This window comes from Clostridium sp. DFI.1.208 (genome assembly GCF_024463855.1).
Lineage (GTDB): Bacteria > Bacillota_I > Bacilli_A > Erysipelotrichales > Erysipelotrichaceae > Clostridium_AQ.
The window spans coordinates 37,904-51,340 of record NZ_JANGCA010000005.1; the positions used below are offsets into that span (position 1 = coordinate 37,904).

Genomic DNA, 13,437 nt, shown 5'->3' on the forward strand with positions numbered 1-13,437 from the left:
ATTTATGCAGCGATTTGTTAATGATCCGGACATGATTGTGGATGATATGCTGAAGGGATATGTGAAATGTCACAAGGATACCCTGCATATCAGTGAAAAAAATGATCATGTAGTTGTAAAAAATCAACGGAAAAAGAATAAGGTGGGTATCGTAAGCGGAGGAGGCAGTGGTCATGAGCCGTGCTTTCTCGGCTATGTAGGCGAGCATATGCTGGATGCTGTCGCAGTAGGAGAAGTATTTTCTTCTCCCCCTGCAACTGCGTTTCATCAGGCGTTTTTAGAAGCGGATACAGGTGCGGGAGTTGCCTGTCTGTTTGGTAATTATGCCGGTGATAATATGAATGTAAAAATGGCAGTTCAGATGGCGGCCATGCAACAGGTAAATGTCCGCTATGTAACTGCCAATGATGATATAGCTAGTGCACCTGTGGATGAAAAAGAGAAACGTCATGGAATTGCAGGAAGTCTGTTTATGTGGAAAATCGGTTGTGCAAAGGCTGAGCTTGGCGGTACGCTGGATGAAGTGATCAATGCGGCACAGGCTGCTGTAAACGAAACAAGAAGCCTGTGCGTTGGTCTGACGCCATGTTCTATTCCGGCTGTCGGTCATGCCAATTTTGAGATAAAGGAAGGCACCGTGGAATATGGTATCGGACATCATGGTGAACCTGGACTGCTTGTTGCGTCATTGAAAAACGCAAAGGAAATCGCTACGGTACTCTGTGAAAAAATAGAGGCTGATTTAAAGCTGAAGCATGGAGAAGAAATTGCGGTCATTGTATCCGGGCTAGGCGGTACACCGATTATGGAGCTGTATGTACTTTATGACGTAATTGAGAACTATTTCTCAGACCGTAAGATTTCCATTTACCGCTCCTTTGTAGGGGATTATGTAACCTCTTTGGAAATGAGCGGTGCAGCATTGACGGTGATGCGCATGAAGGAAGAATTCAAGGAATTGCTGGACCTTCCTGTTGATACTCCGGCCATCACTTTGAAATGAAGCATTTAGAAGAGCTGTGCAATCAGTAAGGCGCAAAGGTAGCTTACGGATTGTGTTATCGATAAGGAGGAATAGCAATGTCGTTGGATGAAAGAGGCTTGAATATTTTAAAACTGCTTGTAAATAATCCGACGATCAGTGGTTCTCAGCTGGAAAAGGAAGCGGGCTTGTCACGTAAACAGCTAAGCTATTCGTTGGGAAAAATAAATTTTTATCTCAAGGAAAACGGATATGAAGAAATCGGCAGGATGCGGACTGGGAAATTTATCATTCCCCATAATGTTATCAATTCCTATAAGACAAATCAATTTACCTTTGATGAGGGTGCATATGTATTCATAGAAAAAGAACGTCTTTATTTAATTGCACTGATTCTTTTACAGCATAAGGAGGAACTGAGTATCAATCATTTTACCTCTATTTTGAGAATCAGTAAAAACACGGTGTTAAATGATTTGAAAAAACTGCAGACCACAATTTTACAGGAGTTTGATTTAAAGCTCTGGTATGATCGCTCAAAGGGGTATTATCTGGTTGGCAAGGAATATGAGAAGCGCACGTTGATGATTCGCATGATTCAAAGTATCCTTCCATTGCTGAGTGGGGAATCTATACTGCTTTCCATTCTTGAAATTGACGAGAAGCGGATTCGGATGCTATGTGCCGATGTAGAGGAAGTAGAAAGAACCTTAAAGGTACGTTATACCGATGAACGTATACGTGAGATCCCCTTTATTTTATACTTTATTCTTATACGGATTGAAGCCCAGAAATTTCTGGATGTGCTTCCGGAGGATTATCAGCACATTGCAGGTACGAGTGAGTACGGGGCTATCATAAATATCTTCAGTAAGTATGATATTCAGAATACGATGGATAAATTGTATCTTGTATCCCAGTTTCAGATATCGAGTGTCAATTTTGAAGACAGCAGAAGTAAGAAGTTTGAAAAAGAGCTGGCAGAGGCAGCCGAAAAAACGCTTACGAATTTTGAGAATCTCGTCTGCATTCGTTTTCAGGATCGAAAGGCATTGCTGGATGCACTTATTCAGCATCTGAAGCCTGCTCTTTACAGGATACGATATCAGTATCATATTGAAGGGAACATCCTCAATATGATTCTTCCTCATCATTCCTATCTGTTTGAAATTACAAGACATGCCATGGTGCCGTTTGAGGAAATGTTCCATATCCTCATTCCACAGGAAGAAATGGCATATATCACCATTCTGTTTGGAGGCTGGATGACAAAGGAAGGAATGCTGGATTTTCTTGAGAAAAAACGAAAGGCTATCGTTGTTTGTACAAATGGTATTTCAATTTCCAATTTTCTGTTCCTGAAGCTGAAGGAGGCATTTCCCGAGCTGGATTTTCTATGCTCCCTATCCTCAAGGCAGTTTTATGAATATCATAAGGAATATGATGTGGTCTTTGCCACAGTACACCTTGATACAGCAGTTCCACAATTTCTGGTTAAGCCAATCATGGATGATACCGATTTGCATAATCTTCGGAAAAAGGTATTTAATGAGCTTTTAAACAAAACCATTTATGAGGTTAACTCAACGAGTCTGTTACATGTCATTGGTAAATATGTGGATGTGAAGGATCGTAAGGGTCTCATGGCGGCATTGAAGAACTATCTTGGTGAAACAACACAAAAGACAGTTCCTGCTGAGCATTGCCATCAGGAGGATAAAAATAATCTTCATGATCTATTGACACCGGAAACAGTCCATATAGCAGATCATGGGCTTACCTGGATAGAAGCGATTCAGACAGCCTCAGAGCCCTTGTTGAAGAGCGGCTGTATAACGACAAAATATGTAGAAAATATGATTCACAGTGTTACATGCGATAAGCCGATTTGGACGATTGCAGATGGGCTCATACTGGCACATGCAAGTGTCGAGGAGGGTGTTAATGCCCTGGGTATGTCCCTCTTAAAATTGCCGGAAAGCATTTCATTCAACGGTTATATGAATGCAGGCATCGTTGTTGTTATGGCAACGCCGAATCGTGAGATTCATTTAAAGGCGTTGTATGCACTGATTGATATTGTGGAAAATGAAACAGATTTTAATCGAATGAAATCAGCAGATTCCATTACAGAAATATTAGATATTATATCTAAAGAAAGGTACGAGACATGTTAGAAAATTTAAAAAAGGATGTATGTGAAATTGCGAAAAGAGCACAGCGGGATGGTTTATGTAAGCATAAATCAGGAAATTTCTCAGCCCGAGATGCAAAAAGCGGCTATATCGTCATAACACCGACAAGTGTGGATCGTGAGCTGCTGACACCAAGGGATATGATCGTCATGGACGTAAATGCTAATGTAATCGAAAATTTATCCGGTTTAAAACCAACCAGTGAATCCTTGATGCATATCACCATCTATAAGACAAGAGAGGATGCTAATGCTATTGCACATACGCACTCTATGTATGCTACTACGTTTGCATTATTAAATAAGCCGATTCCTGCTATCGTATATGAGGTAGCCAATATGGGGCTAACAAAGGGACGGGTACCGGTAGCACCTTATGGAAGACCGGGAACTGTAGATTTGGCGAACAGCGTGATTGATGCGTGCAAGGAAGCAGAAAGCTTTTTGATGGAAAGTCATGGGGCTGTAGCATTTGATTCACAGGATATTTATGAGGCCTTCTTAAAGGCAGCTTATATCGAAGAGCTGGCACAGCTGTATTATAATGCATTGACCGTGTTACAGGGGAATGAGCCGAAGTCCTTCCCACAGGAAGAATTACAAAAATGGGAATATCCGAAAGAAATTAAATTCCCGAAGCAGTGATATGATTTATTTCTATTTTGTGCGGCATGGAGAAACTCTCTCAAATATATGGCATACGCTGCAGGGGTGGTCGGATACCCCTCTGACAGAAAAGGGAATCTCTCAGGGGAAAGCACTGGGAAGAGGCCTTGCAGCCATACCATTTGAAAAGATATATACCTCGACAAGCGAACGTGCCTATGATACAGCCTGTTATATCCGGGGAGAACGCGACTTAAAGATCACCATGTGTAAAGGACTGAAGGAAATGAACTTTGGAACATTTGAAACCAAAGCGAATACGTTTTCCGGATGTAAAACCTATTTACAGAGATTACAGTATCCATGGAAGGCTGCTGGCGGTGAAAATCTGGAGGATGTCTGTAACCGTGTTGGTACATTGATCACGGATCTATTGGAAGAGAATGAAGGTATAAACGGCAATATTCTGTGTGTGAGTCATGGAATCGCCATACTTGCCGCTTTGTATACTGCGGATAAGGATGTCTATGAAGAATGTCTGAAGAATGAAGTAAGATTTAAAAATTGCAGCGTTACAATTATCGGCTGCCATCAGGGGAGTTACACGGTGGAGTGTGTAAATGCAACGGAATATATTACGAAGGGAGGCTATTATGAAGAAGATTATCAATGATCCAAAGCAGTATCTGTCTGAAATGCTGGAAGGGATTTATATCGCTCATCAGGATCAGATAGCATATGTGAATGACGATCCGCAATGTCTGGTTACCAGAACAAAAAAAGCGGGGAAGGTTGGTATTGCGACCGGTGGAGGAAGCGGACACCTGCCCTTATTTCTGGGCTATGTCGGTGATGGGATGCTGGATGGCTGTAGTGTGGGCGATGTCTTTCAGTCTCCAAGTGCTGAACAGATGCATGCGATTACAAAGGAGATTGATTCGGGTGCAGGTGTTCTGTATATTTACGGGAATTATAATGGAGATATTTTCAATTTCGATATGGCCGCAGAAATGGCGGATTTTGAAGATAATATACGTGTAGAAACAGTTCTTGGCGCAGACGATGTCGCAAGTATCGGTCCGCTGTCACCGAACGAGAAATCAACAAGACGAGGTGTCGCGGGTATTTTCTTCGTATATAAATGTGCCGGAGCTGCCGCTGATTGCATGATGAATCTGGACGAGGTGACACGCATAGCAAGAAAAGCAAGCTGGAATACAAGAACGCTGGGCGTTGCTTTAACCTCCTGTGTGGTACCGCGTGTCGGACATGCCGGATTTCATATAGAAGAGGATGAAATGGAAATCGGAATGGGGATTCACGGAGAGACAGGTATACGTAGAGGGAAAATCGAAACAGCAGATCAGATTACGGAAGAGATGATGAATAAAATATTAGATGATCTTCCCTATGTGTCAGGCGATCGCGTAGCTGTACTGGTGAATGGTCTTGGCGCAACACCATTGGATGAGCAATATATTGTGACAAGAAAGATCGATCAGCTTCTTATGGATAAGGGGATATCTGTACATCGCTATTATGTAGGGGAATATGCGACCTCACTGGAAATGGCAGGATTATCCATATCTTTGCTGAAGCTTGATGAGGAGCTTACCAAGCTCCTTGATTACCCGGCAAATACCCCGTTCTTTAAACAGCTGTAGGAGGTTCAAGATGGATGCGAACTATATAAGAAAACTGCTGCATTGCTTTGCACAGATTATGCAGGAAAATAGAGAATTTTTAATTGAACAGGATAGTATTGTTGGAGATGGTGATCTTGGATTAACAATGAGCGATGGTTTTCAGGCGGCTGCGGAATATGCATGCAAAAGTGATGAAGCAGATGTAGGAAAGCTTCTGTATATGGCAGGAAAAGCGATGTCTGTCGCTGTGCCTTCTACCATGGGAACCCTGATGGCAAGTGGATTTATGCAGGCGGGTAAAGCGCTGAAGGGTGTTTATGAGCTTGATTTAAAGCATATAACTGCGTTATTTCAGGCATATGAGGAAGGTGTCATGCATAGAGGAAAAGCGAAGGTGCATGAAAAGACATTTTTGGATGGAATTGATCCGGCTGTCCAAAGTATGAGAAGCAGTCTGGAAACGGAGGAAGACATGGAAAGCTTTGCACAAAAAGCTTATGAGGCAGCTTGTGCAGGGTATGAAAATACTGCTACCATGCTAGCGGTTCACGGCAGGGCTGCTACCAGAGGGGAAATGAGTCGTACACTGAAAGACCCTGGTGCCTGTGTTGCTATGCTGATGATGAAAGCATTTATGAATTCGGTTGCATCTTCATTGTAAGCCGTATGTTTGTTAGCGGAGGCGGAAAGTAAGAATCATGAGCATATGATTGAAATAGTAATAGATTTGCTATTGGCTTCTGATGTAAGCTGCATTTGGATGAAAATATAAAAAGGACTGTGACCAAATAGGATTACAGTCCTTTTCACCGATATTCTAGTGCGCTATGCCACCTGATACAAATTTATCTCAGATAAAAGTCATCCTCAAACGTGCGTGCACCGCTCTCGGTCAACGGATGAACGAGTGATTTCATATACAGGGCATACGGGATTGCGGCGTAGTCCACCCCCATTGCAGCCAGCTTCTCCAGCTGGGCAAGGTTCTTAATGGATGCCGCTACGGTTTTTACCGGATACCACTTTGCTTCAATCATCTGCTGCATATCGCTGAGAATACGCATCGCATCACTTCCATACTCCTCGTTTCTTCCGATAAAGAAAAACAGATAATCCACGTGCGCATTGATGGCGGCTACTGCCTGTCCCATGGTGAAGAGTAAGGTCATTGCCGTTTTTACTCCGCGTTTGTGCAGGGTATCTGCCAGATGCAGACCATCCTTTGAGAAATTGATTTTAATAACGATATCACTGCTGAAAGCAAGCAGCTCCTCTGCCTGTCTCAGCATTTCCTCATAGGTTCCGATGACCTCGCCGCTTAAAAAATCAAGCTCCCTTTTGGAATATTCCTGTACGAAATCATGCAGACGGATATTGTTTTTACGATACATACTTGTGTTGGCTGTTACACCTCTGGCTCCCAGCATCAGGGCTTCTTCTATTTCCTGTGCATTTCCACTGTCAATCAGATACAGCATACCATCACTCCTCCTCTTTTCCTAAAGTATACAAAATCTGCGTATATTCAGGTGCTGATCATGCAACGATTGCTTCCACAAGTATGCGGTAAGTATCTTCCTGTATTTTTTTCCGTATCGATATGGAAGCACTCCGTATATCCATGTTCTATACAGCAATGAAAAAACACGTATAATGAAGCTGTATAGAGGAGGTATGTAGTATGTTTCATTATTATCAGCCAACAAAGATTCATTTTGGTGCCGGACAGCTGAATGAGCTGGGGCATGTATGCAGAAGCTATGGAAAGACCTGTTTTCTCGTGACAACGCCGGATGCTCCCCTGCAGCCGTTATATGAGCGTGTGAAAAAACTGTTGAACGCAGAAGGAATCCGCGTCGTTCACTTTGATAAAGTAGAACCGAATCCTAGTGTGGAAATCGTAGAGCAGGGCTTTGCTATGCTGAAGGAAGAACCAGCTGACTTTGTACTGGCAGTTGGAGGAGGAAGCTCGATTGATACAGCAAAGGCGATTGCATTTGCGAATGGAAAGGCGTCGATCGACTGGGATTATCTGTTTGACGAATACAGCTCACCGTTTGAATATTATCCATCCTACAGTGAAAAGCATCTGCCCTTGTTAAGTGTTCCGACTACCTCAGGAACGGGTTCTCAGGTAACGCAGGCAGCGGTTATCACCAGAGGAAAAGAGAAAATCACATTCTTTCATCCGGATAACTTCTCGCAGGAGACAATTCTGGACCCGCAGCTGATGCTGACACTGCCAAAGCGCATGAGTGCTGCCACCGGCTTTGATGCATTTACCCATGCGTTTGAGAGCTATATCAATGCCAACGCTTCTTCTTACAGCGCAATGGATTCCATGGAGGCTATGCGTCTGGTGATTGAAAATCTGCCACGGGTACTGGACGATCCGCAGAATCTGGATTTCCGTACAAGCATGTGTCTTGCTGATACCTTGGCAGGACGTGCACTGGCAAACTCCGAATGTGGCGAAGCTGTTTGGCAGCGATGATCTGCACACTGCTATGGTCACCTTTCTGGAAACAATCGGACTTCATAAGAAGCTGAAGGATTTCAATGTCAGCGAGGAAGAATTCCGTGAAATTCTGGCATCTCCAATCCTGGATCATCTGCCATTTGGAAGCAGAGAAGAACTGGAGGCCATACTGAAAGACGCGTATGCCTGAGATTCGTCTGATCGGTCTTGATCTGGATGGGACTTTGCTGAGAAGGGATAACTCGGTAAGTGAAGAAAACATCCGAATATTGCGGGAATGTGTAAAACGAAATATACAGATATATCTGATCAGCGGACGACCTTACTGCTTTACGAAAATGATTGCGGAAAAAATTCATCCGGCCGTACGGGTCATTTCCTCAAATGGGGCAATATATGAAATAGGGACGACGTGTATTACCCATACGATAGAGTCACATGTCCTGTATCAGATTATCGACGTGCTGAAGGAGCATGTACATGCACATGCATTTTTCAAGGGAAAGCACGAATTCTTTACAACAGAGCCTTATGATGAGCGATTTTTGTATGATCATATCAATGAACAGCTGCCGGTGGATATACAGGTGAAATCCTATACCGGTATGAGCTGGGAGACGTTAAAGCACAGCGCACATGATATTGCAAAGATTCTGGTCTATGATATGCAGGCCGAACGACTTTTACAGGTAAGAAAACAGATAGAATGTATAGAGAATACCACGGTAACCGATTATCAGCCCATCAGCTTTGATATCACTGCCGGCGGTGTACATAAAGGGAATGCTATAAAAGCTGTACTGCAATCTCTGCATTTAGGAAAAGAGGAGTTCATGGCTTTTGGTGATGCGAGAAATGATCTTCCTATGTTTGCGGAAGCAGGGCTAACCGTAGCCATGGCAAATGCAAGCGAAGAAATTCAGGCTTCCTGTGATATTATCACTTCGGATTTCATGGATGACGGGGTTGCAAAAGCAATACAGCGATATATTTTACGATGAAAAGGACTGCTCAATAGCAGCTGATGGCATCAATCAAGGAAGCAACGGTTGATGTCATGAACTGTTCGATGCAGCCCTTTTTTCTTGTTGAAACGAAGGTATCACGAAAGGTACATAGCCTTGCTCTGTTAGAAATGATTCTGATGATTGAAGATGCTTCGTATATCATCCCGCAGATGCTGTAGAAATATCCGGTCCGGCAGCATTGGAATCTGATACCAGTGAACCGACGGAGGTACAATAAGGGGAAAGGTGGAAAAAATGATAGGATAGTGCATCCACAAATCCGTATCGGTAACCTCCTGCCAGCGTATCACACGGCGAATTTCCACCTCCTGTATATGCGTTTGCAGCAAACTGATGGAGAAGATAAGCTCACTATAGCGATGCTCATATAAAAAGATTGCCTCTAATGGCTGTAGCGTGTATTGCAAAGCAGCCGCTATGTGAAGGGTGATGTAGGATATTTCATCCTCTGGAAGCTGTATACCACAAATCTCCTGAACAATTTCGTTCATGGAGGAAGCCATATGATAAGGAAGCGGAAATTCCGTTTTAATAGTATCCTTCAGCGGATTGTCATATTCATAATAGTAGACAGATTTTTCCAGAACATTTGATAAATGCTGGAAGAGCCGTTTTTCAAATTTAACACTGTCAATTTTCGGGTAGCGCTCATAAAGTGACGGTGTGAAGCGCCGCAGGATTTCTTTGCAGGCTGCTTGTATTTCAGGAGTTTGCAGTAATTCCGTATTAGTGTTCTTTAATGTTAGAAGGATAGACAAGGCGTAGGAAAGTTCTTCGTTGGGAATCCTCTGCTGTAAATCGTCTTCTATTTCTGTGTGCAGGTTCATTATGCGTTGAAACAATGCTGATTCCTGCAATGGATTTCGACTCAAAATGCTTACATGATGTCCTCTGGATATACGATCCAGCGCGATATAATACAAAACACTGACAAATTCTTTATCTGCTTGATTGAGCTGCAGCAAGCTGTATACTTCAAACTGATGGATATAGAACAAGATATTCTTTTTTACTATATTGTTTGAAAAGCAATCCTCAACAAAGTCATTCAGCGTCTTATGGAAGGTTATGGTGCGTGTTTCGTGCAATTCATTAACCAGCTGTGCCAATGCTTTGCGTATGCGCTTTTCTCCTTGTGTTATCTGTATACCGCTTCTTGTATGCGTGATAGTCAGATGATACGTCCGCAGCCATTGGTCTGCCCTTCGTATGTCTGCATATAGAGAGCTGCGGGATATGTGTAATATCTCCTCCAGCTGATACATGTGCAGTGTATGTGAAAAGCGCAGCAGGCTGTATAGGATGTAGCTGACGCGTTCCATCGGAGCGACAAGGGGGCAGTGTGTCTTTTCCTTTAGCAGATAGTTTTGCAGTCTCATCATGTTTTCTCTGCTTCCGGACAGTGTGATTCCACAGCCCGGCTTGCGCATGAGCGATAATGCAAAATCAGACAACAAAGGCTCCGTATGCTTCAGATAGGTGCGTACGGTTTTTTCAGAAAGCGCCAGCTGCTTTGCCAGCGAGGAGGCGGTGCAGTAGGGTGTAGCAATCAGCTGCTCCAGAAGCTGATATAAAATATATGGTTTCATTGTTCATCACACCATTAGTATAGCACGAATAGCAGATGCAGGCTTCGTACAGCTTTACCGTTTTATTACGGTAAATTCTGCATAGGTATTTTGGCATATCTGCGGTATAATAAAGATGTCAGGAATGATGTTATCATCCCATGGCAATGGACATCCTTTGTTTACAGATGTCGTTGTGTCATGAAGTCTGAGCATGATACATGAAAAAAGGGCGCTGCGGTGTCCTTTTTTCATATCCTGAATCGCGCGGTATGATAAAGGATAATCGTGTATTTGAATCCTGCACGAACCAAAAGCATACGTTCTCAGAGGAGTATATTACCTTCCTTAAATTATTACAAAGCGGATTCCTACGCTTATAAGCATGATTGCTTCCCGATAGGAAAGTATGATAAAATTACTCTCAGTTTGAGGTGATAGCATGATAGATCGAAAGGTTTTTATACGTCTGCTTCTGACCATCGGATTACCGATTGTTTTACAGCAGATTATTTCATTGAGTCTGAATATGATCGATACCTTCATGATCGGAAGTATCGGTGTGGGAGAGCTGGCAGCTGTAGGGGCAGCCAATAAGGTATACTTTATTTTTTCCATTATCTGTTTTGGGATTTACAGCGGCTCGAGTATTTATGTATCCCAATACTGGGGAATCCGCGATGTCAGGAATATCCGCAAGGTGATCGCGATTGAGATGCGTATCGGCTTTTTTCTTGCCTTGTTTACCGTTGTGCTTGCTCTGGTATTCGCACCGCAGATTCTGCATCTGTTTGTAAGGGAAGCGGGTGTGGTGGCAATCGGAGCCTCTTATCTGCGCATAACCTGCTTTACATATCTGATGACTGCGTTTTCTTTTCTTATGAGCTTCAATTCACGCGCTATTCATAATCTGAAGATTCCTACCCTTGCCAGCGTGCTGGCAATAACCATCAACACGGCTTTGAATTACGGACTGATCTTTGGGAATTTTCATTTACCGCGCTTGGGCGTTGAGGGCGCTGCTATCGCTACATTGACCGCAAGGTTTGTGGAAATGCTGTTAATTCTCGGTTATGTTTATTTCAGTGAGGATCATCCGCTGGCAGTTGACGGCGCAACCATTCGCAGGCTTGATCTGCCGTTGATGAAGCGTGTCGTGAAAACTGCGCTTCCGGTTGCTATGAGTGAGAGTGCATGGAGTATCGGAACAACGGTCTGTTTCATCGCGTATGGATTGCTGGGAACGAGTGCGGTAGCCGTTGTACAGGTGGCCAGTGTAATCAATGATCTGTTTCAGTGTGTGTTCTTTGGACTGGGGAATGCCTGCGCTGTTATGATTGGCAATGAGCTGGGAAGAAATCATACAAAGCTCGCATACGCATATGGAAGAATCTTCATCGGTATCAATATAGGCTTCTGTCTGGTAATGACAGCTGCTCTTCTGCTGTTGAAGGGCACAATCATTGCTGTCTATAAGTATGATGCTGTAACCAGTCAGATGCTAAACCTGACGTTGATCGCCTATGCCTTGTATACTACACCGAAAATGATGTCCTATGTACACATATGTGGAATTCTTCGCTCCGGTGGTGATACAAAGTTCTGTATGTTCTGCGATTTGATTGGTATATGGTGTGTGGCAATCCCCATGTCTTTTCTTGCGGCAGTTGTCTGGAAGCTGCCGCTTCACTGGGTGGTAGCTCTGTCCTTTAGTGATGAGCTGGTGAAGGCTATGGTAACACTATGGCGCTTTCGCTCTAAAAAATGGATTCATGTGCTTGTTCATAAGGAGCAGGAATGTGAAATAAACGGCGCATAAGGCTTGAAATTATGCTACTATATACATATAAAAAATAAGGGAGAAGTCATTATGGATCATTTACCTGCACAGGAGGCAAGACATGTCATCAATCTGCTCAGCGGTCTGTTCCTGTACGCATATCGAACTAAGAATAAAAAAGCAAAAGTAACCATGGAAAATATGGAGCATCTGTGTCATGTGGGGAGTACGATCGTGTTCCGCAATGAGCAGGCAAGCAAGCGTCTTATTGCGCAGTACCTCAAGCTTCATCCACAGCTGCCAAAGGAGGATGCCGCCTGTATTGCACGATTTCAAGGCTGCCGTAAGCAGCAGCTGTATGTCATGCAGTATGAGCAGGAGTATACCTTTGTAATGGATCGTAAAGGCAAAACGCTATATGGCGTAAAGGGGATTACAGATTCTCTGGATTTCATGCTGCGCAATCAGACACTACCCTGCATGGTGCAGTATGCTATCCTGCCATATAAAAATCATTTCATCCTCGATAGCATCGGAAACACGCAGGCAATTACAGATCTATCCTTCGTAATAGAGCTCTTTGAGGAATATCGCGGTATCGCTATAGAGAAAGGTGCCCTGCTGTCAGAGCATGAGACGGCTTCCTTCACAGTGCTAAAGCGCAATATGCACGAAAAAAAGGAAGAGCTTTTTTCTGATTATCTGCAACCTTTGAGCGGTATCTTGCGGATGAAGGGGGAGGATCAGAAAAGCAGTGTTCTGGAGCTGGCACTTACCGCATGGAATCTAAGCTATGGAAGTGATGAACAAGCTGAGGAATTCTTTACCAGAGACACATTTCGACGGTATGTGAAGCCGCTGATGGAATATCGCAGAACGGCATTCACCAATGTGAAATTCCTCATAGATCGCCTGGAGCCACCGCGTAAGGGGGAAACAATGCTGCAGGTGGTAGAGAAAAAGAATGTGGAGCAGCTGGAGCTGGAGCTGTAAACAAACAGTGCGGAAAACCGGGAAGGCTTTTAAGAAAACCGGATGCAGCTAGCAAGAATCGCAGGAAACGGTAATAAGGATCAAAAAGAAAAGGCTCAGACCTATTTCCCATGGAAAAGGAAGGTCTGCGTCTTTTGGTAATACAGGAAGAAGCGAGCCTC

Annotated in this window: 13 protein-coding genes; 11 read left to right on the forward strand and 2 right to left on the reverse strand. The window is 43.5% G+C overall.

Features of this window, described 5'->3' with window-relative positions:
- Positions 1–4: 4 nt before the first annotated feature.
- From NE665_RS03840 to NE665_RS03865, 6 genes are all read left to right on the forward strand, one after another.
- The gene (locus NE665_RS03840; protein WP_117441717.1) at positions 5–1,003 is read left to right on the forward strand and encodes a dihydroxyacetone kinase subunit DhaK; all 999 of its coding nucleotides are present in this window, start codon (positions 5–7) and stop codon (positions 1,001–1,003) included.
- 77 nt (positions 1,004–1,080) lie between these two features.
- Entirely contained in the window at positions 1,081–3,159 is a 2,079-nt protein-coding gene (locus tag NE665_RS03845) for a BglG family transcription antiterminator (RefSeq protein ID WP_117441716.1), read from the forward strand.
- Positions 3,153–3,821 (forward strand): class II aldolase/adducin family protein, encoded by a 669-nt coding sequence (locus tag NE665_RS03850; protein ID WP_117441715.1) that lies wholly within the window; start codon positions 3,153–3,155, stop codon positions 3,819–3,821. Before NE665_RS03845 ends, NE665_RS03850 begins: the two co-directional genes overlap by 7 nt.
- A 1-nt stretch (position 3,822) precedes the next feature.
- Complete coding sequence (locus NE665_RS03855; RefSeq protein ID WP_117441714.1) at positions 3,823–4,455, forward strand: histidine phosphatase family protein; 633 nt, start codon at positions 3,823–3,825, stop codon at positions 4,453–4,455.
- Complete coding sequence (locus tag NE665_RS03860) at positions 4,436–5,446, forward strand: dihydroxyacetone kinase subunit DhaK (protein ID WP_117441713.1); 1,011 nt, start codon at positions 4,436–4,438, stop codon at positions 5,444–5,446. The genes NE665_RS03855 and NE665_RS03860 overlap by 20 nt, the downstream gene beginning before the upstream one ends.
- Before the next feature lie 10 nt (positions 5,447–5,456).
- Positions 5,457–6,089, forward strand: coding sequence for a dihydroxyacetone kinase subunit L (locus NE665_RS03865; protein ID WP_117441712.1), 633 nt, complete (start codon positions 5,457–5,459; stop codon positions 6,087–6,089).
- A gap of 184 nt (positions 6,090–6,273) precedes the next feature.
- Here NE665_RS03865 and NE665_RS03870 read toward each other — a convergent pair whose 3' ends face one another.
- The gene (locus NE665_RS03870) at positions 6,274–6,906 is read right to left on the reverse strand and encodes a transaldolase family protein (protein ID WP_117441711.1); all 633 of its coding nucleotides are present in this window, start codon (positions 6,904–6,906) and stop codon (positions 6,274–6,276) included.
- Between the two features lie 203 nt (positions 6,907–7,109).
- On the opposite strand from NE665_RS03870, the gene NE665_RS03875 reads away from it, so the two are divergent.
- From NE665_RS03875 to NE665_RS03885, 3 genes are read left to right on the forward strand one after another with little or no spacing between them, the layout of a single operon-like run.
- Positions 7,110–7,922 (forward strand): iron-containing alcohol dehydrogenase, encoded by an 813-nt coding sequence (locus NE665_RS03875; RefSeq protein ID WP_233104546.1) that lies wholly within the window; start codon positions 7,110–7,112, stop codon positions 7,920–7,922.
- Positions 7,897–8,097, forward strand: a complete 201-nt coding sequence (locus NE665_RS03880) for a hypothetical protein (RefSeq protein ID WP_233104545.1) — start codon at positions 7,897–7,899, stop codon at positions 8,095–8,097. Before NE665_RS03875 ends, NE665_RS03880 begins: the two co-directional genes overlap by 26 nt.
- The gene (locus NE665_RS03885) at positions 8,090–8,908 is read left to right on the forward strand and encodes an HAD family hydrolase (protein ID WP_117441709.1); all 819 of its coding nucleotides are present in this window, start codon (positions 8,090–8,092) and stop codon (positions 8,906–8,908) included. Before NE665_RS03880 ends, NE665_RS03885 begins: the two co-directional genes overlap by 8 nt.
- Before the next feature lie 128 nt (positions 8,909–9,036).
- Here the strand turns inward: NE665_RS03885 and NE665_RS03890 are convergent, their stop codons facing one another.
- Positions 9,037–10,524 carry a PRD domain-containing protein gene (locus NE665_RS03890; RefSeq protein ID WP_117441708.1) on the reverse strand — a complete coding sequence of 496 codons (1,488 nt, stop codon included), beginning with the start codon at positions 10,522–10,524 and terminating at the stop codon, positions 9,037–9,039.
- Between the two features lie 421 nt (positions 10,525–10,945).
- On the opposite strand from NE665_RS03890, the gene NE665_RS03895 reads away from it, so the two are divergent.
- Both NE665_RS03895 and NE665_RS03900 read left to right on the forward strand, forming a co-directional pair.
- A complete protein-coding gene (locus NE665_RS03895) occupies positions 10,946–12,322 on the forward strand; it encodes an MATE family efflux transporter (RefSeq protein ID WP_117441707.1) in 1,377 nt (458 codons plus the stop codon).
- Between the two features lie 51 nt (positions 12,323–12,373).
- The gene (locus NE665_RS03900; protein WP_178759819.1) at positions 12,374–13,276 is read left to right on the forward strand and encodes a hypothetical protein; all 903 of its coding nucleotides are present in this window, start codon (positions 12,374–12,376) and stop codon (positions 13,274–13,276) included.
- Positions 13,277–13,437: the final 161 nt, after the last annotated feature.

Coding starts and splice junctions, on each gene's coding strand:
- NE665_RS03840 (WP_117441717.1), top strand. CDS start 5: ATGCAGCGATTTGTTAATGATCCGGACATGATTGTGGATGATATGCTG.
- NE665_RS03845 (WP_117441716.1), top strand. CDS start 1,081: ATGTCGTTGGATGAAAGAGGCTTGAATATTTTAAAACTGCTTGTAAAT.
- NE665_RS03850 (WP_117441715.1), top strand. CDS start 3,153: ATGTTAGAAAATTTAAAAAAGGATGTATGTGAAATTGCGAAAAGAGCA.
- NE665_RS03855 (WP_117441714.1), top strand. CDS start 3,823: ATGATTTATTTCTATTTTGTGCGGCATGGAGAAACTCTCTCAAATATA.
- NE665_RS03860 (WP_117441713.1), top strand. CDS start 4,436: ATGAAGAAGATTATCAATGATCCAAAGCAGTATCTGTCTGAAATGCTG.
- NE665_RS03865 (WP_117441712.1), top strand. CDS start 5,457: ATGGATGCGAACTATATAAGAAAACTGCTGCATTGCTTTGCACAGATT.
- NE665_RS03870 (WP_117441711.1), bottom strand. CDS start 6,906: ATGCTGTATCTGATTGACAGTGGAAATGCACAGGAAATAGAAGAAGCC.
- NE665_RS03875 (WP_233104546.1), top strand. CDS start 7,110: ATGTTTCATTATTATCAGCCAACAAAGATTCATTTTGGTGCCGGACAG.
- NE665_RS03885 (WP_117441709.1), top strand. CDS start 8,090: ATGCCTGAGATTCGTCTGATCGGTCTTGATCTGGATGGGACTTTGCTG.
- NE665_RS03890 (WP_117441708.1), bottom strand. CDS start 10,524: ATGAAACCATATATTTTATATCAGCTTCTGGAGCAGCTGATTGCTACA.
- NE665_RS03895 (WP_117441707.1), top strand. CDS start 10,946: ATGATAGATCGAAAGGTTTTTATACGTCTGCTTCTGACCATCGGATTA.
- NE665_RS03900 (WP_178759819.1), top strand. CDS start 12,374: ATGGATCATTTACCTGCACAGGAGGCAAGACATGTCATCAATCTGCTC.